This is a genomic window from Streptomyces sp. P5F9 (assembly GCF_057961495.1).
Window position 1 is genome coordinate 24,367 of the sequence record NZ_JBXVPZ010000028.1, and the last position, 20,388, is coordinate 44,754.

Below are 20,388 nucleotides of genomic sequence, written 5' to 3' on the forward strand. Positions count from 1 at the left end.
ATGTTAAAGTCCAGCACCCGCAGCCCGTAGGCCGAGACGAAGGAGGGCGTGTGCTGCTGACCATGCGCCGCTTCCTCGATCACGGCCGCTGCGCGAGCGACTGCTGTCGACGCTGACCTGTCCCTCTCGCGTCCACCCCTCGTCTCATCCTGTCTCACCATCTGGTCGCACGCGCTCCCGCCGGAGCGCGCCTTGCCGTACCCCGGAAGGTCCTCATGCTCCGCAGATCACGTCGCACCCTGCAGCTCGTCGCCGCCACCACGCTCGTGGTCACCGCCGCCACCGCCTGCAACGCCGCCGCGAAGACCGACGCCTCGGACAGCGCGAGCGGCGGCAGCGGCAAGTCGTTCACGCTGGTCACGCCGGACGCCGTGGGACAGAACGAGTTCCTGAAGCTCGCCGTGACCGGTGTGAAGGCCGCGGCGAAGACGCACGACGGTACGGAGAAGGTCTACGAGTCGACGGACACCGCGTCCCAGCAGCAGAACGTGCAGGCCGCCGTGGACGCCGGCCCGAGCGTCATCGTGCTGGTCGGCTTCGAGTTCGCGGACCTCGTGGCGCAGCAGGCGAAGGCGCATCCCAAGCAGCAGTTCCTGATGATCGACGCGTGCACGACGAAGACGTACAAGAACGTCACCTGCGCCGTGTTCCGTGAGCACGAGGGTGTCTATCTCGCGGGCGCCGAGGCCGGGTTGCTCAGCAAGAGCGGCGAGGTCGGCGCGGTGGACGTGCTCGACACTCCTCAATTCCGGCGCTACAGCGACCCGTTCGCGGCCGGTGCCAAGAAGGTCGCCGCCAAGACGTCCGCGTCGACGCGCTTCGTCGGTGGCCAGTCCCCCTTCGACGACTCGGCGCGCGCCAAGGAGCAGGCCAACTCCCTTCTCTCCAAGGGCGCCGACCAGATCATGGCGGCCGCGGCGGCCGGCAACTACGGTGTCTTCGAGGCCGCGAAGGCCAAGGGCGCGTTCGCGTACGGCGTCGACGTCAACCAGTGCGTCTCCTCCCCCGGCACGGTCGTCGACAACGTGATCAAGAAGACGGACGTCGCCGTGGAGAAGGGCGTCGAGCAGGTCCTCGCGGGCAGGACGGGCACCTCGGTGTCGTACGGCCTGAAGGAGGGCGGCATCAGCCTCACCGGCCTCGAAGCGGGCGTCGACTCGTCGAAGTGCGTGATCGCCCAGCACAAGGACGTCCTCACGAAGGTGAAGGCGCTGCGCGACCAGATCGTCTCCGGAAAGCTCAAGGTCGATGACCCGGCCGCCAGTTGACCCGGCGGTCGAGCTCCGGGGAATCACCAAGCGGTTCCCCGGCACCCTCGCCAACGACTCCGTCGACCTGACCGTCCACCGCGGCGAGATCCACGCCCTCATGGGCGAGAACGGCGCCGGCAAGTCCACCCTCATGTCGGTCCTCTACGGCATGGAGCGCGCCGACGCCGGGTCCATCCGGATCGACGGACGCGAGGTGACGTTCGGCGACCCGAGCGCCGCGATGGCCGCCGGGCTCGGCATGGTCCACCAGAGTTTCAAGCTGTTCGACTCGCTGACGGTCGCCGAGAACGTCGTCTACGCCGCCGAGCCGCGCCGCTTCGGTCTGGCGGACCGGGCCGCGGCCCGCCGCCGGGTGCGGGAGCTGGCGGAGGAACACGGGCTGGCCGTGGATCCGGACGCCCGGGTCGGCGAGCTGCCGGTCGGGCTGCGGCAGCGCGTGGAGATCCTGAAGCTGCTGCATCGCGGTGCCCGCACACTGATCCTGGACGAGCCGACCGCCGTGCTCACGCCTGCCGAGGCCGACGCCCTGTTCGCGGTCCTCAAGTCGCTGGCCGCGCAGGGTCGTACGGTGATCCTTGTCACCCACAAGCTGCGCGAGGTCCTCGAAGGCAGCGACAACGTGACCGTGCTGCGGGACGGCCGGGTGGTCGCCCGCCTGGTCACCGCGGACACCTCCGCCGACGAGATCGCCGCCGCGATGACCGGCCGCGCGGTCGACCTGGACCGTGTGCACGCGCCCGGGAGACCCGGTGACGTGGTCCTGGACGTGAGAGACCTCACCACGGACGCCGTCCACGATGTGGGACTCACCGTCCGCGCCGGGGAGATCGTCGGGATCGCGGGCGTCGCCGGCAACGGCCAGAGCGAGCTGATCGAGGCCCTGGCCGGGCTACGGCCAGTTGCGTCCGGACAGGTCAGCCTCAAGGGGCAGGACATCACCCACGCCTCGGCCACCGAGCGCCGGGCCCAGGGCCTCGCCTACGTCCCCGAGGACCGGCACGCGGTCGGTACGGCACCGGCGGCCTCCGTCGCGGACAACCTCGCGATGGGCCACCACCGAACGTCCTTGTCCAGCAAGGGACTTCTGCCGCCCGCGGCCGTACGCGCCCACGCCGGGCGGCTGATCGAGCGATTCGGCATCAAGGCGGCCACCCCCGAGGTGCCCGCGTCCGCGCTGTCCGGCGGCAATCTGCAGAAGCTGCTGATCGGCCGCGAACTCGCCCATGAGGCACCGCTGTTGCTCGTCGAGCAGCCCACACGCGGGGTCGACATCGGCGCCATCCAGAACATCCACGACCAGATCGTCGCCTACCGCGACGCCGGTCACGCCGTCCTCCTCGTCTCCGCCGAACTGAGCGAGATCCGGGGCCTCGCGGACCGCGTCCTCGTGATGTACGAGGGCCGGGTCACGGCGACGTACACGAAGGACGAGGCGGACGAACGGGCACTGGGACTCGCCATGGCGGGCGGAGCCGTAGTGCCGACGGAGGCCGTCGACTGACATGACGCACACTCAGATACCGCGCATATCAGGGGTGTTGCGCTCCCCCATCACCTTCTCCGTGCTCGCGGGCCTGGTCATCGGCGCCCTGTTCCTCGTCGGCACCGGAGCGGACCCGTTCACGGCGTACGGCGCCGTCCTCACCGGCTCGCTCGGCGCCGACGGCATCGGCTCCACGCTGAGCACCGGCACCAGCGTGCTCGGCATGGCGCTCGCGCTGGCGATCCCGCTGCGCGCCGGGCTGATCAACCTCGGCGGCGACGGACAGATGGTCCTCGGCGGCATCACGGCGGCCGTGACCGGTCTGTACTCCCCGCTGCCCGCGCCGCTCACCGTCGTACTCGCGCTGCTCGCGGGCATGACGGCAGGGGCCGCATACGCTGCCCTGGCCGCCCTGTGCGAGAACCGCCTCGGCGTTCCCCTGCTGGTCAGCAGCCTGCTGCTGAGCTACCCGGCGGTGTCCCTCGCCTCCTACCTGGCGCGCTACCCGCTCAAGGAACCCGGCTCCAGCCTCCCCCAGACCCGGGCGATGCCGGACGGCGTGGCACTGCCCGCGTTCGGCGACTCGACGGTCACCATCGGGCTCATCCTCGTCGCCCTCGCGGCGGCCGCCTACTGGTTCACCGACAAGCGCACGGCGTTCGGCTACGAGATCCGCATGACCGGCCTCAACTCCCGCTTCGCCGCCTACGCGGGCGTCGAACGCCGGGGCCTCACCCTCAAGTTGATGTCCGTCTCGGGCGCACTGGCCGGACTCGTGGGCGCGATCGGGGTGTTGAGCTTCCCGTACCGCTTCGTCGACGGCTCGCTCACCGCACCCGGCTACACCTGGACGGGACTTACGGCGGCGCTGTTGGCAGCCGCCGCGCCGCTCGGCACGGTCATCGCCTCCTTCTTCTTCGCCGTCCTCGCGGTCGGCGGCCTGGCGATGGAGCGGACGACCGAGGTGCCGCGCGAGCTGACGCAGGTGCTCCAGGCCATCGTGATCGTGTTCCTCGCGGCCCGACTCCGCTTCCCGACCAAGTGGTTCAGCAGGCGTACTCAGGAAAGCGGGGCCATGTGATGTTCTTCGACTCCGATCTGCTGATGTCGGCGCTGCGGGCGCTGACCCCGATCCTGCTGGCCGCGCTCGGCGGTGCCCTGTGCGAGCGGGCGGGGGTCTTCAACATCGGCCTCGAAGGCATGATGCTGATGGGCTGTTTCACGTCGGTGGCCACGAGCTGGTTCACGGGCAGCGCATGGCTCGGCGTCCTGGCGGCGGCGCTCGCGGCGGCCGCGTATTCGTTGATCCTCGCCGTGGGTGCGGTAACTCTGCGCGGAGACGCGGTAGTTCTCGGAATCGCCATGAATCTCCTGGCAGTTGGCCTGACCAGCTTCCTGCTGCGTACGGTCTTCGGTGTGCAGGGCACTTTCGACGATCCGTCACTCGCCGGGCTGCCGTTGGTCGGTGGCTTCACCCCGCTCGCGTATCTGGCGTTCGTCGCGGTCGCGGTGGCCGCGCTGATGCTGTCCCGGCATGTGTGGGGGCTGCGGCTGCGCGGGGTCGGCGAGGCGCCGGACGCGGCGGCCACGCTCGGGGTGAGTCCGGCGAAGTACAAGTACGCGGCCGTGCTGATCTCGGGTGTCCTGTGCGGGCTCGCCGGGGCCCAACTCGCGCTCGGCAACGTCACGTTGTTCTCCGAGAACATGACGGCGGGCCGGGGCTGGATCGCCGTCGTCGCGGTCATGCTCGGCCGCGCGGCACCCGTCGGCGTCCTGCTCGCGGCGCTCCTCTTCGGTCTCGCCGAGGCCGCCGGCTTCCGCCTCCAGGGCGTCGGCCTGCCCCAACAGGCCACGGATGCCGCGCCGTACGTCGTGACGCTCGTCGCCCTCTTCCTCTCGACGGCCCGTCGCCGTCGCCGTACCGCCAACTCCCCTTCCGGAGCCACCACATGACGCAGGACCTGCTGCCCATCACCCGCATACCCCGCACGGGACTTCCCGCGCACGCGGTCGTCGTGGGCGACCCGGCGCGCGCCGCCGCCGTCGCCGCGCTGCTGGACGGTGCCGAGGAGGTGTCGTACCACCGCGAATACCGTGTGTTCAGCGGGAGTTGGAAGGGCCTGCCGGTCACCGTCGCCTCGCACGGGGTGGGCGGACCGGGCGCGATCCTGCTGTTCCAGGAACTGGCGGACGCGGGGGTCCGCACCTTCCTGCGCTTCGGCACGGCGGGCGCGATGAAGCCCGGCATCGGCGACGGCGACCTCGTCATCGCGGAGGCGGCCGTACGGGACGACGGTGTCACCCAGCAGCTCCTCCCCCCGGAGTACCCGGCCGTCTCCTCCCCCGAAGCCGTCTTCGCCCTCCAGCGCGCGGCCCGCGAGGCCGACGCCCCGCACCACCGCGGCATCGTCTGGACCCGCGCGGCCTTCCAGCCCGGCCTCCTCCCCCTCTTCTCCTACGACGGCGCCGGGCTCGCGGCGATCGAGATGGAGCTGTCGGCGCTGCTGGTGACGGCCTCGCTGCGCGGTCTTGTCGCGGGCGGGGTGCTCGTCATCGACGGCGCCAACGCCGACGAACTCGTCGACGCGGAGACCACCGGCGGGTACGACCCGCACCGGGAGGTCGTCGCGGCGGGCGTCGAGCGGGGCGCGGTCGTCTCGCTGGAGGCGCTCCGACTGCTCGCGGAGGCCGAGGAGTTGACGGCGTGAGCACCTTGAACATCGACCTGTTGGTGCACGGCGGTGACGTCCTCACCGTGGACGAGGCCGGAACGGTCGTACGGGACGGGGCGGTTGCCGTCCACGACGGTGAGATCGTCGCCGTGGGACCGGCCGAGGAGCTGACAACTCGGTTCACAGCGGCGGAGTCCGTTGACGCCTCGGGCTGTCTCGTGCTGCCCGGGCTGATCAACACGCACACCCACCTCGCGATGACGCTGCTGCGCGGCCGGGCCGACGATGTCACGCTCCAGGGCTTCCTGGAGCGGGTGTTGAAGTGGGAGGCCGAGCTGCTGACGCCGAAGAACGTGGCGGCGGCGGTGCGGCTCGCGGTGGCCGAGAGCCTGCGGGCCGGGGTGACGTCGGCGCTCGACATGTACTGGTTCCACGAGGCGGCCGAGCAGGCGGCCCGTGAGGCGGGCTGGCGACTGCACACCGGCCCCACCTTCATGGACGTACCGGAACCGCCGGACCGTATCGCCTACGAGGACCGACTCGACTGGGCGCGAAGGGACTTGGCGGCCCGCAGCGAGACACGTCCCGGCCTGCGCCCGGTCCTGTTCGCGCACTCGACCTACACCCTCGCCCCCGACCAGCTCGTCGACATCGCCACGCTGGCACGGGAGTTCGGGGCGCTGCTGCACATCCACGCGGCGGAGAATCCGACCGAGGTCGCGACCGTCGAGGTCAAGTACGGGAAACGCCCTGTGGAGTTGCTCGACTCGCTCGGGCTGCTCGGTCCCGATCTGCTGCTCGCGCACGCCGTGGACCTGACCGGCCCGGAGATCGCGGCGCTGGCCCGCACGGGCACGTCGGTCGCCCACTGTCCGGTGTCCAACCTGAAGTTGGGCTGCGGAATCGCGCCGGTGCCACGGCTGTTGAGCGCGGGCGTCACCGTCGGCCTGGGCACGGACGGCGCCGTCAGCTCCAACACGCTGGACGTGCTGGGCGCCGTACGGCAGGCGGCTCTCGTCCACAAGGCGGGCGGCGACCCCACGGCGGTCGGCGCCGAACAGGCCGTACGGATGGCGACGATCGAGGGCGCGCGGGCGCTGGGCCTGGCTGATCACCTGGGTTCGCTGGAGGTCGGCAAGCGGGCCGATCTCGTCGTGCTCGACCTGGACGCGCCGCATCTGCGGCCGCTGCACGACCCGTGGTCGACGCTAGCGTACGCCGCGCACGGGGCGGACGTACGGGACACGGTCGTCGACGGCCGGGTGCTGATGCGGAACCGGACACTGGGCACGCTGGACGAGGAAGCCGTGCTCGCGGAGCTCGAAGCACTTGTCTGAGCTGTGGATTTCCCTCCCGTTCAGCCCACTGAACCCCCATAATGCACGTGATACATCGGATGTCTGAGCAACAGGGAGGCCGGCCATGGCAGTCACCGATGAGGCGATCGAGAAAATCAAGGGAATGATCGTCTCCGGCGCGCTGCGTCCCGGGGACCGGCTGCCCAAGGAGAGCGAACTCGCGGCCGAACTGGGCCTGTCCCGCAACTCCCTGCGGGAGGCCGTGCGCGCCCTGTCGCTGATCCGCATCCTGGACGTGCGGCAGGGCGACGGCACGTACGTCACGAGCCTCGATCCTCAACTCCTGCTGGAGGCGCTGAGTTTCGTCGTCGACTTCCACCGCGACGACACGGTCCTCGAATTCCTGGCCGTACGGCGGATTCTGGAGCCGGCGGCCACGGGGATGGCGGCGCTGCGGATCAGCGAGCAGCAACTGGACGCGCTCTCCGCCCAGTTGGACGCGCTGGGCGGTGCCCCTTCGGTGGAGGAACTGGTCGCGTGCGACCTGGAGTTCCACCGGGGCATCGTGCAGAGCTCCGGCAACTCGGTGCTGTGCTCGCTCCTCGACGGTCTGTCCGGGCCCACCACGCGGGCCCGGATCTGGCGCGGTCTGACGCAGGAGGACGCGGTCAGCCGGACGCTGCACGAGCACCGGGCGATCCTGGGCGCGCTGCGCGACCGGGACGCGGAGGCGGCGCGGTCGTGGGCGACGGTGCACATCGCGAGTGTTGAGCAGTGGCTGCGTTCGACCCTGTGATCGAGTGATACGCCCCGTTGATCCATCGGAGGAGTGACCGGCCGGGGCGGGTCCGCACAGGATGGCGATCTTGTGTGTCCGACCGTCCCGGACGGGGCAGGCATGGGTTCACTCCCCCGTGCAAGGGGGCTGCGGGCGCCCCCGTCGGACGCCGTAAGGTTGGGGCGTAGGCGAGGGCAGATCGGAAGGAGGCGCTGGGTGATCGAGCTGGAGGGGGTTCCCGAGCTGATCGACCCAGTGATGGTGGCCGCGTTCGAGGGCTGGAACGACGCCGGCGACGCCGCCTCCACCGCGGTCGCGCACTTGGACAGAGAGTGGAAGGGCGAGGTGTTCGCGGCGCTGGACGCCGAGGACTACTACGACTTCCAGGTCAACCGGCCCACCGTGTGGATGGACGCCGGCGTGCGAAAGATCACATGGCCGACGACGCGCCTCTCGGTGGTCCGGGTCGGCGGCGAGAAGCCGCGCGATCTCGTGCTCGTCCGAGGGATCGAACCGTCGATGCGCTGGCGCTCGTTCTGCAACGAACTGCTGGGCTTCGCCCACGAGTTGGGCGTGGAGCTGGTGGTGATCCTGGGCGCGCTGCTCGGTGACACCCCGCACACACGTCCGGTGCCGATCAGCGGCACCACGTCGGACTCGGACCTGGCGCAGCGGATGGACCTGGAGGAGACCAAGTACGAGGGTCCCACCGGGATCGTCGGCATCCTCCAGGAGGCGTGCACGCACGCGGGCGTACCGGCCGTGTCGCTGTGGGCGGCGGTACCGCACTACGTGTCGCAGCCGCCCAACCCGAAGGCCACCCTGGCACTGCTCAACCGCCTGGAGGACCTGATCGACGTGCGCATCCCGCTGGGCGAGCTGCCTGAGGACGCGCGTGCCTGGCAGGTCGGCGTGGACCAGCTGGCCGCTGAGGACAGCGAGGTCGCCGAGTACGTGCAGACGCTGGAGGAGGCCCGCGACACCGCGGAGCTGCCGGAGGCGTCGGGCGAGGCCATCGCGCGTGAGTTCGAGCGCTATCTGCGGAGGCGTGACGGCGGTGGCAACCCGACGCCCGGCGGTCACGCCACGGCGGACGGCAGCGACAGCGCGACCTATCTCCGCGACAACCCCGGTGGCCGTCCCAAGCCGCAGAGACCGGCGAAACCGGACACGGAGCCGGAGGCCGACGCGGACGACGAGGACTCCTCCGAGGAGTGAGTCCGGCGGTCGACAGAGCGTGAAACAGGGGCGGTTCCTCCCGGGTGGGAGGAACCGCCCCTGTTCTGTGCGCTGTTGCTACAGGGCCACGCCCAACAGGGCGTCCACGGCGCGGGACACGACGCCGGGGGCGCCCTCGTCGCTGCCGCCCCGGTCCCGCTGGAGAGCTGCCCAGCGGTCGACGGCGGCGAGCGCGGCCGGGGCGTCCAGGTCGTTCGCGAGGGCTTCGCGCATCTCCTCGACGAGCGTCACGGCGGAGGGGCCGTCGGGCCGGGAGACGGCGGCACGCCACCGTCCGAGCCGGGCGACCGCGTCCGCCAGTACCCCGTCGGTCCACTCCCAGTCGGAGCGGTAGTGGTGGGCGAGCAGGGCGAGCCGGATGGCGGCCGGGTCGACGCCCTCGCGGCGCAGCGCGGAGACGAAGACGAGGTTGCCCCGGGACTTCGACATCTTCTCGCCGTCGAGGCCGACCATGCCGGCGTGGACGTACGCCTTGGCCATGGGGAACTCGCCGGTCAGGACCTGGGCGTGCGAGGCGCCCATCTCGTGGTGCGGGAAGGCGAGGTCGGAGCCGCCGCCCTGCACGTCGAAGCCCATGCCGAGGTGGTCCAGGGCGATGGCCACGCACTCGATGTGCCAGCCGGGGCGGCCGCGGCCCAACGAGCCGCCGTCCCAGCTCGGTTCGCCCTCGCGGGCGGCCATCCAGAGCATCGGGTCGAGCGGGTTCTTCTTGCCCGGGCGGTCCGGGTCGCCGCCGCGCTCGGCGGACAGCAGCCGCATCGCGGCGGCGTCGAGGCCCGAGACCTTGCCGAAGTTGGGGTCGGACCCGACGGAGAAGTAGGTGTCGCCTTCGAGTTCGTAGGCGGCACCGGCGTCCCTGAGGCGTTCGACGAGCGGCACGATGCCGGGTATCGCCTCGACCGCGCCGATGTACTGCTTCGGGGGCAGCATGCGCAGCGCGGTCATGTCCTCGCGGAAGAGCGCCGTCTCCTTCTCGGCGAGGGCGACCCAGTCGACGCCGTCGCGCTCGGCGCGCTCCAGGAGCGGGTCGTCGACGTCGGTCACGTTCTGGACGTAGTGAACCTGCCGCTTGGTGTCGAGCCACACGCGCTGCACGAGGTCGAACGCGTTGTAGGTCGCCGCGTGCCCCATGTGGGTGGCGTCGTACGGCGTGATGCCGCACACGTAGATACGGGCGACGGGACCGGTGTCCGGGGTGACCAGACCGCCGGTCGCGGTGTCGTGGATCCGGAGGTCGCGGCCCTTGCCGGGCAGGGCGGGGACCTCAGAAGCGGGCCAGGCATACATGTCATGAGCGTAACCGGACGGATAATCCGTTTACGAACCGGACCAGGCCGTATGGCCGGTGAGACGCTCTTGCGCGCCCTCCCGTTCCCGTGCTGCTAGACCGGTGGCCACGGGATGGCCGGCCACTCCCCACTCGGCTCGGGATGCTTCCCGTCCGCCAGCATCGCGTCGACACGCGCGCGCGTGGCGTCGAGTTCTACGTCGGTGATCAGCTCGGCGAGTTTCTCGGCGAGCCTTCCGCCGTCCCTCAGTGCCTCTCTGAGCGCCTGGAGGACGTCGACCGCCTCCGGAGTGAGCGGCTCGCCCGCCCAGCCCCACAGGAGGGTGCGCAGCTTGTTCTCGGCGTTGAAGGTGACACCGTGGTCGATGCCGTAAAGGCGCCCCTCGTCGGCGGGCAGCAGATGACCGCCCTTGCGGTCGGCGTTGTTGATGACGGCGTCCAGGACGGCGAGCCGCCGCAGCCGCTCGTCGTCGGCGTGCACCAGGAGGGCCGTCTTCCCCTCGCCGACCTCGGCGAAGCCGATGGCCTTCCAGCCCTCCTCGGGCTCCTCGGCGTCCACCAGGGCGAGCAGTTCGGACTCGGCCGCCGTCTCGATCCACAGCTGGCACATGCCCTCGCCGTACGGCCCGTCGCGCAGGACGGTGGTCGGCACGAGGCCCCAGCCGGTCGCCTCGGACACCTCGTAGGCGGCGACCTCGCGCCGGGCGAGGTTGCCGTCGGGGAAGTCCCACAGGGGGCGTTCCCCGGCGACGGGTTTGTATACGCAGGACGCCTCGCGGCCCTCGTAGGTCACGGAGCAGAACAGCACCGCGTTCGAGGCCTCGCGGATGCGTCCGCGTACTGTCAGCTCACCCTTGGCGAGCAGCTCGGCCGTGGTCACGCTCCGCGGCGGTATCCGTTCTGGCGCGGACATACGTGTCCTTCCGGGTCGAGCGGGAGGCTGCACAGCGGGCAGGGCGGACGGCCGGCGTTGACGACGTCCAGGGCCCGCTTGGCGAAGGCGCGGGCCTGGGCTCCCGTGAGGCGGACCCGCAGCATCGGGGGTCCGTTCTCCTCGTCCTGGAGCAGGCGCTCCTCGGCCTCGGCGAGGTCCTCGTCGGTGTCGGCGTCGAGCTCGACGAGGGCCTGCGCCTCGACGATCATGCGCTGCTCCTCACCGTCCCAGGCGAGCGCCATGGTGCCGACGCGGAACTCCTCCTCGACCGGCGTCTCCAGCGGACGGGTGTCGGAGATCTCGGTGGGGGTGACGGCCGGGACGGCCGCGATGCCGCCACTGCGCCGTACGACCTCGTCCAGAAGCTCGTCCATCCGCTCGGCGAGCGCGGCGACCTGCGTCTTCTCCAGGGCCACGCTGGTCACTCGCGGACCGGAGGCGGCCTGGAGGAAGAACGTACGGCGCCCGGGCAGTCCGACCGTGCCGGCTACGAAGCGGTCCGGCGGGTCGTAGAGGAACACCTGACGGGACACGTCCTGTCTCCATGGGAATCGACTGCTGACAAGTGCGGCGCTACTGCGACCGCTTCACCCTACTGCGGCCGACGATCACGGTGCGCCCGCGCCGCCCCCGACCGTGGCGTCGCCGCCCGCGGGCTCCTCGCGCGGCGCCAGGGACGCGAGATCACCCGTGTCCCCGAGCCGTACGAGAAATGGCCTGAGACGCGTGTAACGGATCGCGGTGATGGAACACGGTTCTACGGAGATCCGCTGAAAGAGGTCGAGATGAAGTCCGAGTGCGTCCGCGACAAGGGACTTGATGATGTCGCCGTGCGAACACATGAGGTAGACGGCGTCGGCGCCGTGATCGCGCTCCACGCGCGCGTTCCACTCGCGTACGGCCTCGGCCGCGCGGGTCTGCATCGACCGCATCGACTCGCCGCCGGGGAACGCCGCCGCCGAGGGGTGTGTCTGGACGACCTCCATCAGGGGCTCGTCCATGAGCTCGGCGAGCTTGCGGCCGGACCAGTCGCCGTAGTGGCACTCCCCGATCCTCTCCTCGGTGTGCGGTCGCAGGTCGGAGCGGGCGTCGATGAGGGGCTGGAGGGTCTCCTGGCAGCGCTGCAGCGGGCTGGTGACGACCTCGGCGATCGGCAGCGCGGCGAGCCGTCCGGGGAGCGCGGCGGCCTGGGCGTTGCCGCGCTCGTCGAGGGCGACACCGGGCGTCCAGCCGGCGAGCACTCCCCCGGTGTTGGCGGTCGAACGTCCGTGCCGGACAAGGATCAACGTGGGCATGCCGCCAAGGGTAGGCGTACGCCGCCGAAGGGCCGCGCCGGTGTCGAGGGGCCGAGCGCGCGGAGGCCCGAAGGGTTGCGCACGGTCGGCCCCTCGACGCCGGCTTGGGCGGCCCGGAGGCGAAAAATGTCAACGTGCGCCCGTGGCCGGGCGGCGGGAGAATACGCACCGTGATCGTCGACTACGCCATCTACCGTGACGGACGCCGGACGGAGGGGCCCGGCGACTTCTCCGACGGCCTGGACCACTGCCGTCGCGTGGGCGACGCCTTCGTCTGGATCGGCCTCTACGAGCCCACGGAGAAGGAGTTCGACAAGGTCACCGAGGAGTTCGGGCTGCACCCGCTGGCCGTCGAGGACGCCCTGACCGCACATCAGCGCCCCAAGTTGGAGGTCTACGACGACTCGCTCTTCGTGGTCCTCAAGCCGGTGGGCTACGAGGCCGACAGCGACGTGGTCACCTCCGGCGAGGTCATGGTCTTCGTCGGCGACTCCTTCGTAGTGACCGTCCGGCACGGTGAGGAGGCCCCGCTGGCGGCCGTACGGCACCGTCTGGAGGAGGAGTCGGAGATGCTGCGGCACGGGCCCACGGCGGTGCTGTACTCGATCGCGGACGCCATCGTCGACCACTACGTGGACGTGGCGGGCGAGTTGCAGACCGACCTGGAGGAGCTGGAGGCGGCGGTGTTCTCGCCGACCGGCGGCGGCTCGCGCACGACGGCGTCGCGCATCTACACCTTCAAGCGGCAGATCCTGGAGTTCCGCCGTGCCACCGGACCGCTCGCGCAGCCGCTGGCCCGGCTCGCGGGCGTCGGCTTCGCCGGTGACCGGGTGCCGTTCGTGCACGACAAGTCGCGGCCGTTCTTCCGTGACGTGAACGACCACCTGATGAAGGTCAACGAGTCCGTGGAGGGCCTCGACCGGCTGGTCTCGGACGTCCTGTCGGCGCATCTCGCGCAGACCAGCGTCCGGCAGAACGACGACATGCGGAAGATCTCCGGCTGGGCCGCCATGGCCGCGGTCCCCACGATGATCGCCGGGATCTACGGCATGAACTTCGACCACATGCCGGAGCTGCACTGGCTGTGGGGATATCCGGCGGTGATCCTGCTGATGGCCGCCCTGGAGGTGCTGCTGTACCGGACGTTCAAGCGGCGCGGCTGGCTGTAGCGGCCCCCGCTCGGGCTCACGCGAACTCGGGAGCCGCGGTGGCCGGCCCGCCGAGGGCGTCGCGTCGTTCCGGCATCCTCAGGGACACCATCCGCCGCCAGCCGCCGAGCCGTTCGTACGCGTACACGGTGTGGATGCCCGCGGCGAGCGCGGCCGACTTGGCGCGCGGCCAGCCGAGGACGCGTCCCATGTGGGCCATCACCGCGAGGCTGACGTCCCGGTAGACGCGGATCTCCGCCAACGCGCACTCGCGCAGCGTCCGTTGGATGGCGCGGCCGTGTCCGGCGGCCGCGAAGCGCAGCAACTCCTCGTGGCAGTAGGCGAGATGGTTGTCCTCGTCGTTCGAGATCATGCGTACCGCGCGACCGAGGTCGGGGTGGTCGGCGAAGTGCCTGCGCAGCAGGTCCATCTGCTCGGAGGCGCGCTGTTCGGTGACCCGGCTGTGCGCGAGGTAGGTGACGACGTCCTGGACGGTCAGTGCCGCCTCGCCCTTGAGCTTCTCGTGCGCGAGACCGATGCCGTGCCGCTCCAGGAGCATCGTGTAGTCGGTGTCGGCGGGCACCTGGACCGGTTCGAGGCCGCGCTTCTTCAGAAGGGCGTTGAAAATGCGCCCGTGCTTGTCCTCGTCGGCGCCGTGCCGGCTGATCTTGGGAGCGAGGTCGCGTGCGCTCGGCGGGACGAGCACGGCGATGCGCCCGTTCTCCCAGCCGCCCTGGGACTCGCCGCCGGCCGCGATGGAGCAGAACAGCCGGAACGACTCGTCGTTGTCGAGGATCTCCTGGAACAAGCTCTTGGCCGAAAGCATCTGAAGGCACCTCCATGCAGGATTCCGCCGCATTCCGCAAAGAACGAGTCAAATGCGACGTCAGAGGTGCTGCAACAGCAGTGTCGGACAACTCCGCCAAAAGGAGGACCACGGATGTCCCGTCGGGGGCGTAACCGCACGGCCCGCCGCGCGTTGTTCCCCGTGACGGCCGTGGCGGGGAAGACCCCCCGAGCCCCCACCACGGCCGTAGAAAACTTCCGTACGGCAGAGCCGCGTCACGCGAGACCCGCGCGCTCCAGTGCCTCGGTTCCGGCGCGGAGCGCGGCGACCCGCTCCTCCAGGGTCCAGCCCGCCGGGGAGAGCGTCAGGGTGGTGACACCGGCCGCCGCGTACTCCTTCATCCGGTCCGCGATGCGGTCCACGGAACCCAGCAGGGTCGTCTTGTCGATCAGGTCGTGCGGGATGGCGGCCGCGGCGCCTTCCTTGTCGCCGGCCAGGTACTTGTCCTGGATCTCGGCGGCGGCAGCCTCGAAGCCCATGCGCTGGGCCAGTTTGTTGTAGAAGTTCTGCTGCCGGCTGCCCATGCCGCCGACGTACAGCGCGGTGTACGGGCGGAAGGTGTCGGCGAGCTTCTCGACGTCCTTGTCCTCGCCGAAGGCGAGCGGGACCGTCGGGACGATGTCGAAGCCTTCGAGGGTCTTCCCGGCCTTCTCGCGCCCGGCCCGCAGGTGCCTGATGGCGGTGTCCTCCAGATGCTCGGCGGAGGGGAAGATCAGCAGCGCGCCGTCGGCGATCTCGCCGGTCTGCTCCAGGTTCTTCGGGCCGATCGCCGCGATGTAGAGCGGGATGTGCTCGCGCTCCGGGTGCACGGTCAGCTTGAGGGGCTTGCCCGGGCCGCCGGGCAGCGGCAGCGTCCAGTGCTCGCCGTCGTAGGACAGCCGCTCGCGCGTCATCGCCTTGCGGACGATCTCGACGTACTCACGCGTGCGTGCCAGCGGCTTGTCGAACTTGACGCCGTACCAGCCTTCGGAGACCTGCGGGCCCGAGACGCCGATGCCGAGGCGGAAGCGACCGCCGGAGAGGGAGTCGAGGGTCGCGGCGGTCATCGCGGTCATCGCGGGCTGGCGGGCCGGGATCTGGAAGATGGCCGAGCCGACGTCGATGCGCTCGGTCTGCGCGGCGACCCAGGTGAGCACCGTGGCCGCGTCGGAGCCGTAGGCCTCGGCGGCCCAGCACACCGAGTAGCCGAGCCGGTCGGCCTCCTGGGCCACGGCCAGATTGTCGCCGTCCATTCCGGCACCCCAGTAGCCGAGGTTGATCCCGAGCTGCATGACAGACCCCTTACCCATCAGTAACGTCGCTGTTGTGCCGACCCTAGCGCGAGGTGGTCCGGGCGGACAGGACGGGTGCCGGTGAGCGGTCACGGAGCGTGCCGTGCGAGGGACTGTGGATCATCGTGGAAATCGGTTATCCACAGGCAACCACAGGGCAGGTTCAGGCCAGTAATCTCGGCGTTCATGGAGCAGAGGCATCTCGGCCGTACCGGCCTTCGTGTGTCCCGGATCGGACTCGGCACCCTCACGTGGGGGCGCGATACCGACGAGCATGACGCCGCGGACCTCTTGAAGGCGTTCTGGGAGGCCGGCGGCACCCTCGTCGACACGGCGGACGTGTACGGCGACGGGGAGGCCGAGTACCTGCTCGGACAGCTCATAGAGGGGCTCGTGCCGCGCCGGGACCTGGTCATCTCGACGAAGGCGGGGAGCGTACCCGACCCCGACCGCCGCTTCGACGGCTCGCGCGGCCATCTGCTCGCCGCGCTGGACGCCTCGCTGGCCCGCCTGGGCACGGACTACGTCGACGTGTGGCACATCCACGGCTTCGACCCGTACACCCCGCTGGAGGAGACCCTCCAGGCCCTCGATCTGGCGGTCAGCAGCGGGCGGGCGCGCTATGCGGGCGTCTCGAACTACTGCGGCTGGCAGCTGGCCAAGGCGGCGACCTGGCAGCTGGCGGCGCCGGGCACGCGGACGCGGCTGGCGAGCACGCAGCTGGAGTACTCGCTGCTGCAGCGGGGCGTGGAGCGCGAGGTGCTGCCGGCCGCGCTCGACCTGGGCATCGGGCTGCTGCCCTCCTCGCCGCTCGGGCGCGGGGTCCTCACCGGCAAGTACCGGCACGCGACCCCGGCCGACTCGCGCGGCGCCTCGGAGCACATGGCGCCCTTCGTCGCGCCGTACCTCGACGACACGGCGACCCGCATCGTCGACGCGGTGGCCATCGCAGCGGACGGGCTCGCCGTGACGTCCCTCCAGGTCGCCCTCGCCTGGGTCCGCGACCGGCCCGGGGTGGCCGCCCCGATCGTCGGCGCGCGCAACGCGCAGCAGCTCACGGCCGCATTGTCAGTGGAGGCCCTTAGTCTTCCTGACGAGATCTGCCGAGCGCTCGACGATGTGTCGGCGCCTCTGCACCGCTATCCCGATCACGACTGGAGCACGCTGTGAGCACGGACCCGGAGACCACGGAGACCTCGCCGTCCGAGGACACGGGCACGGACGCCGGGGAGGGCGCCGAGGGCGCGGGGCAGGATGTGACCGCGGAGGCCGAGGCAGGCGCCGAGGGCACGGAGCCTGAGGGCACCGAAAGCATCGGTGAGGACACGGCCGCGCAAGGCACCGACGGCACCGGTGAGGCCAAGGCCGAGGCCGCCGCCCCCGAACTGTCGGAGGCCGCCGCCGAGTTGCTGGCCCAGAAGCTGGAGCGGGAGCGGATCGAGCGGCGGAAGGCGGAGAAGGCCGGGCCCATCGTGGCCGGGACCAAGCTCAGCGGCACGGCCGCCGATCTGCTCGCGGCGGTACGCGCCGTGGAGAGCGGCGAGAAGCCCGTGACCGCCCCCTTCGCCAAGCCGGAACCCACCCCGCGCCGGCCCGCCGACCCCGAAGCGGCGCGCCGGCCACAGCCTGTCCCGACCGAGCCCGGCCTCCCCGCGACCGAGACCGTCGAGTCCGTACGGCTCGTGCTGGCCGAGGGCGGCGCGCCCGAGACGCTCGCGGCCCAGGTCGCGGCGGCGCTCGGCGAGGGCGGGGACGATCAACTCCGCGAGGATCCTTGGCAGTTGCTGCGCGTGCCGGGGGTACGGCCCGAGCAGGCCGACGGGTTCGCGCGGGCACTGCTCGGCGCCGAGTGCGCGCCGGACGACGAGCGGCGGGGCCGCGCGCTCGTCGGCTGGCTCCTGGAACAGGCGGCTCTGGCCGGGCATACGGCCCTGGAGGCGTCGGCGTTGACGGCCGCGCTGGCCAAGCAAGGGGTGCCCGACCCGGACGCGGCGACGCAGAGCGCCATCGCGGAGGGTGAAGTGCTGGGCTTCCAGGACGCGTTGGACGAGCCCGCGGTCCCGGTGCAGCGCACGGACGACGCGTCCGACGAGGACACGGAGGCCGAGGAGCGTCCGGTTCGCGTGCTGATCGGCCTGGAGCGGTACGCGCTCGCCGAGGAGAGCCTCGCCGACGGACTCGCCAAGCTGATCAACTCGGTCCCGAAGGAGGACGGTTCGGCGGCGGACTGGGAGCAGGCCGGCGCCGCCAAGAGCTCCACCGGCGAGCTGATCCGCGCGGTCGCGGGCCACGGCCTGGTGCTCCACACCGGCGGGGAGGCGTCCCTGGAGGAACCGGCGGCACTGCTCCGCGCGGCGGCGGGGTTCGGGCTGCGAGCCTGGGCCGCCGCCCACAGCCCGGTGGGGCGGGACCGGTTCGCCGCGTTGCTGACCCGGAACACGGAATCGGAAAGCCCGTCCTCCGCCGAGTCGGACAGCCCCGCCCCGGATGGCGGCCCCCGTGCCGCCACCGTCGCCGGACTGCTGTCCGGTGCCGAAGGCCCCGGGCGGGACACGGACGGTGCCCTCGATCTGGATCTGCTCGTCGTGCTCGACGCGCCTCAACTGGACGTCGAGACGGCGGCGTTGGTCAGTGAGTCGTTGCCGGACGGGGCCCGGCTGGTACTGGCCGGGGATCCGGGAGTGTTGTGGTCGGCGGGTCCTGGGCGGGTCTTCGCGGATCTGCTCGCGTCGAAGGCCTGCCCCCAGGTCGTCTCGCGGCGGCCTGATCCCGGTCCCGTGGGCGAGCTGGTCTCGGGCATCGGCATCGGTGAGCTGAACCAGGTGGAGGCTCCCGGCAAGGAAGTCGTGATCGTGCCGGTGCGCGACGCCGGTGAGGCCGTGCACCGGACCGTGCAGCTCGTCGCCGACTCAGTACCTCGCGTGATCGGTGTCCCGGCCGAGCAGACGGTGGTGATCACGCCGGGCCACGGCGGCGCGGCCGGCACCCGTGCCCTCAACGTGGCGCTGAAGGAGAGGCTCAACCCCGGCCCCGGCCGCTTCGGCGGCTTCGACCCCGGCGACCGGATCGCGTACTCCCCCGCCCCGGGCCGTACGGTTCCCGGCCGGGTGGTGAACGCCGACGCCGAGGGGCTGCACCTGGCGTGCGCCGGCGGCCCCGTCGTCGTACCGAAGGAGCGGGTCGAGCAGTCCGTGCGGCACGGGTGGGCGCTGACCGCGCACCAGGCCGTGGGGGTGCGGTGGCCCGCGGTGGTCGTGGTGCTGCCCGGGGACGCGGCGCAGGCGCTCAGCCGGCCGTGGGTGTACACGGCGTTCAGCCGGGCCGACCGTCACCTCTCCGTGGTGCACGGCGTGGACCGGGCACTGCCCCGGGCCGTCGCCGAGGTCCCGGCCAAGCCGCGTACGACCCGGTTGCCGGTCCTGCTGCGGCCGCAGGTCCCGGCGGAGGCCTGAGCCCGGACGGCAGCGGACGACAGACGGCGGCCGTCACCGAGGGAGTCCCTCGACGACCGCCGCCGTCGTTGTCCCGACAGCTGGGCGCGGTGCGGATCAGCGTCCCAAAAGCTGGGCGCGGTGCGGATCAGCGGTCCGCTTCCAGCGCCTCCAGGTCCTCGTCCTCGTCGAGATCGGCGTCCAGGTCGGGATCGAGTTCGTCCTCGGCCTCGTCCACCTCGTCGATGTCGTCCAACTCGTCGTTGATCTCGTCGTCGAAGACCGCGCTGACGTCGAAGCGGCACACCACCCGCTGCGGGTCGACGCCCTCGAAGGGGGCCTCCAGCCAGGCGCCGGGTTCGGCCGTCTCGTCAGCGGCGGTCACCCACAGCGTGGAGTCGCCCTCTTCGAGGCCGAACTCCTTGGGCCGGGAGGCGATCTCGTCCGCCTCGAACTCGTCGAAGAGGATGCCGAGCGCACCGTGGATCGTGCCGGAGGCCTCCGTGCCCGTGCCGTCGCCGACCGCCGCCTCGACCCGCTGCGCCTGGGCCAGCAGCCGCTGCGGCTCCGCCACGGCGTAGTCACGGCGGATCAGCACGCTCACCGCGTTCGGCTCCTCCGGGCCGGTGTACGGCGGCAGGGAGTCGTCCGTACCGGGGATCTCGAAAGGCGTGACCTCGTCATAACGGTCGTAGAGCAGCTCGTCGTAGACCTCGGCGGCCGCGGCGAGCTGGTTGAACGCCTCGTAGACGGCCGGGTCGTCCTCCCCCGACCGGGCTTCGACCGCGGCCAGGTGGCGGTCGAGCGCGGTCTTGACCGCCTCGGCGGCGGCGCGTACCTCGGCAGCGGTGGGCTGCGCAGCATCAGACATAGTGCAGACGCTATCCGTACCGGGGCTCTGCCCGCACAATAGATGCGATGCCGGAATACGAATTTGTCGACGTGTACGTGCCGCGCGGGGTCTCCCGCAAGGACGCCACACGTCTGCTGACGGACCATGCCGAGTACGGACACTGGGAATTGGACCGACTGAGCCTGCTGCGCGACGGCAGTCGCAGGGTGCGGCTGCGCCGGCGGATCATCCGCCAGGTGCGCGCCACGTGGTGAGCTGAGCCGGGCGAAACGGAGCGGGCCCCGACAGTGCGGGGCCCCTCCGTTGCGCAGATCACATGGTCCGGGTCACATGTGCCCGGGAGTCACACCGAGGCCCGCGCCTTGCGGTACAGCACCGCGCCCGCGAGCAGCGCGCCCGCGCCGACCGGCAGGGCGAGGCCGAGCGGCAGTTCGCTGCCGGTGTGCGCGAGCTGGGCGCCGCCCTGGGACTGGACGCCGGACCGCGCACCGGGCTGGTTCACGTGCACGGAACCGATCGGCGTCTGACCGCCCTTGACCGGCGAGGTGCCCGGTGAGGTGGGGTGGGTGGGCGTGCCCGG

Annotated in this window: 19 protein-coding genes and 1 pseudogene; 12 read left to right on the forward strand and 8 right to left on the reverse strand. The window is 71.3% G+C overall.

The window, feature by feature from the left end; all coding sequences use genetic code 11:
* Positions 1-215 precede the first annotated feature (215 nt).
* The 8 genes from AC31A1_RS07960 (at position 216) to AC31A1_RS07995 (ending at position 8,720) form a co-directional block, all read left to right on the forward strand.
* Complete coding sequence (locus AC31A1_RS07960) at positions 216-1,268, forward strand: BMP family ABC transporter substrate-binding protein (protein ID WP_489652547.1); 1,053 nt, start codon at positions 216-218, stop codon at positions 1,266-1,268.
* Positions 1,249-2,772 carry an ABC transporter ATP-binding protein gene (locus AC31A1_RS07965; RefSeq protein ID WP_489652548.1) on the forward strand — a complete coding sequence of 508 codons (1,524 nt, stop codon included), beginning with the start codon at positions 1,249-1,251 and terminating at the stop codon, positions 2,770-2,772. The genes AC31A1_RS07960 and AC31A1_RS07965 overlap by 20 nt, the downstream gene beginning before the upstream one ends.
* Position 2,773: 1 nt before the next feature.
* Positions 2,774-3,835, forward strand: a complete 1,062-nt coding sequence (locus AC31A1_RS07970; protein WP_489652549.1) for an ABC transporter permease — start codon at positions 2,774-2,776, stop codon at positions 3,833-3,835.
* The gene (locus tag AC31A1_RS07975) at positions 3,835-4,707 is read left to right on the forward strand and encodes an ABC transporter permease (RefSeq protein WP_019059137.1); all 873 of its coding nucleotides are present in this window, start codon (positions 3,835-3,837) and stop codon (positions 4,705-4,707) included. Before AC31A1_RS07970 ends, AC31A1_RS07975 begins: the two co-directional genes overlap by 1 nt.
* The gene (locus tag AC31A1_RS07980; protein WP_489652550.1) at positions 4,704-5,462 is read left to right on the forward strand and encodes a nucleoside phosphorylase; all 759 of its coding nucleotides are present in this window, start codon (positions 4,704-4,706) and stop codon (positions 5,460-5,462) included. The genes AC31A1_RS07975 and AC31A1_RS07980 overlap by 4 nt, the downstream gene beginning before the upstream one ends.
* Positions 5,463-5,467: 5 nt before the next feature.
* Positions 5,468-6,763, forward strand: a complete 1,296-nt coding sequence (locus tag AC31A1_RS07985) for an amidohydrolase (RefSeq protein ID WP_489652562.1) — start codon at positions 5,468-5,470, stop codon at positions 6,761-6,763.
* Between the two features lie 85 nt (positions 6,764-6,848).
* Positions 6,849-7,520 carry a FadR/GntR family transcriptional regulator gene (locus tag AC31A1_RS07990; protein ID WP_033283704.1) on the forward strand — a complete coding sequence of 224 codons (672 nt, stop codon included), beginning with the start codon at positions 6,849-6,851 and terminating at the stop codon, positions 7,518-7,520.
* A gap of 198 nt (positions 7,521-7,718) precedes the next feature.
* Positions 7,719-8,720, forward strand: a complete 1,002-nt coding sequence (locus AC31A1_RS07995; protein WP_489652551.1) for a PAC2 family protein — start codon at positions 7,719-7,721, stop codon at positions 8,718-8,720.
* A gap of 78 nt (positions 8,721-8,798) precedes the next feature.
* Here AC31A1_RS07995 and mshC read toward each other — a convergent pair whose 3' ends face one another.
* The 4 genes from mshC to AC31A1_RS08015 form a co-directional block, all read right to left on the reverse strand.
* Entirely contained in the window at positions 8,799-10,028 is a 1,230-nt protein-coding gene (gene mshC, locus AC31A1_RS08000) for a cysteine--1-D-myo-inosityl 2-amino-2-deoxy-alpha-D-glucopyranoside ligase (protein WP_489652552.1), read from the reverse strand.
* Positions 10,029-10,123: 95 nt separating this feature from the next.
* Complete coding sequence (locus tag AC31A1_RS08005) at positions 10,124-10,942, reverse strand: SCO1664 family protein (protein WP_489652553.1); 819 nt, start codon at positions 10,940-10,942, stop codon at positions 10,124-10,126.
* A complete protein-coding gene (locus AC31A1_RS08010) occupies positions 10,906-11,496 on the reverse strand; it encodes a DUF3090 domain-containing protein (RefSeq protein ID WP_489652554.1) in 591 nt (196 codons plus the stop codon). The genes AC31A1_RS08005 and AC31A1_RS08010 overlap by 37 nt, the downstream gene beginning before the upstream one ends.
* 75 nt (positions 11,497-11,571) lie before the next feature.
* The gene (locus tag AC31A1_RS08015) at positions 11,572-12,258 is read right to left on the reverse strand and encodes a histidine phosphatase family protein (RefSeq protein WP_489652555.1); all 687 of its coding nucleotides are present in this window, start codon (positions 12,256-12,258) and stop codon (positions 11,572-11,574) included.
* Positions 12,259-12,428: 170 nt separating this feature from the next.
* Here AC31A1_RS08015 and corA point away from each other — a divergent pair, with 170 nt between their 5' ends.
* A complete protein-coding gene (corA, locus tag AC31A1_RS08020) occupies positions 12,429-13,427 on the forward strand; it encodes a magnesium/cobalt transporter CorA (RefSeq protein WP_489652556.1) in 999 nt (332 codons plus the stop codon).
* 16 nt (positions 13,428-13,443) lie between these two features.
* Here the strand turns inward: corA and AC31A1_RS08025 are convergent, their stop codons facing one another.
* Positions 13,444-14,232, reverse strand: coding sequence for a ferritin-like domain-containing protein (locus AC31A1_RS08025; RefSeq protein WP_489652557.1), 789 nt, complete (start codon positions 14,230-14,232; stop codon positions 13,444-13,446).
* Between the two features lie 236 nt (positions 14,233-14,468).
* The gene (locus tag AC31A1_RS08030; protein ID WP_489652558.1) at positions 14,469-15,524 is read right to left on the reverse strand and encodes an LLM class F420-dependent oxidoreductase; all 1,056 of its coding nucleotides are present in this window, start codon (positions 15,522-15,524) and stop codon (positions 14,469-14,471) included.
* Positions 15,525-15,710: 186 nt separating this feature from the next.
* Between AC31A1_RS08030 and AC31A1_RS08035 the strand changes: the two genes are divergently transcribed.
* Both AC31A1_RS08035 and AC31A1_RS08040 read left to right on the forward strand, forming a co-directional pair.
* Positions 15,711-16,694, forward strand: coding sequence for an aldo/keto reductase (locus tag AC31A1_RS08035; protein WP_489652559.1), 984 nt, complete (start codon positions 15,711-15,713; stop codon positions 16,692-16,694).
* Entirely contained in the window at positions 16,691-18,976 is a 2,286-nt protein-coding gene (locus AC31A1_RS08040; protein ID WP_489652560.1) for a helix-hairpin-helix domain-containing protein, read from the forward strand. The genes AC31A1_RS08035 and AC31A1_RS08040 overlap by 4 nt, the downstream gene beginning before the upstream one ends.
* Before the next feature lie 127 nt (positions 18,977-19,103).
* On the opposite strand, the gene AC31A1_RS08045 is transcribed toward AC31A1_RS08040, so the two are convergent.
* Complete coding sequence (locus AC31A1_RS08045) at positions 19,104-19,826, reverse strand: hypothetical protein (RefSeq protein WP_489652561.1); 723 nt, start codon at positions 19,824-19,826, stop codon at positions 19,104-19,106.
* Positions 19,827-19,873: 47 nt separating this feature from the next.
* On the opposite strand from AC31A1_RS08045, the gene AC31A1_RS08050 reads away from it, so the two are divergent.
* On the forward strand, positions 19,874-20,062 hold the full coding sequence (locus tag AC31A1_RS08050) for a DUF5703 family protein (protein ID WP_005485166.1): 189 nt from the start codon (positions 19,874-19,876) through the stop codon (positions 20,060-20,062).
* A gap of 89 nt (positions 20,063-20,151) precedes the next feature.
* On the opposite strand, the pseudogene AC31A1_RS08055 reads toward AC31A1_RS08050, so the two are convergent.
* A pseudogene (locus AC31A1_RS08055) lies at positions 20,152-20,388 on the reverse strand (Tat pathway signal protein); the annotation flags it as partial.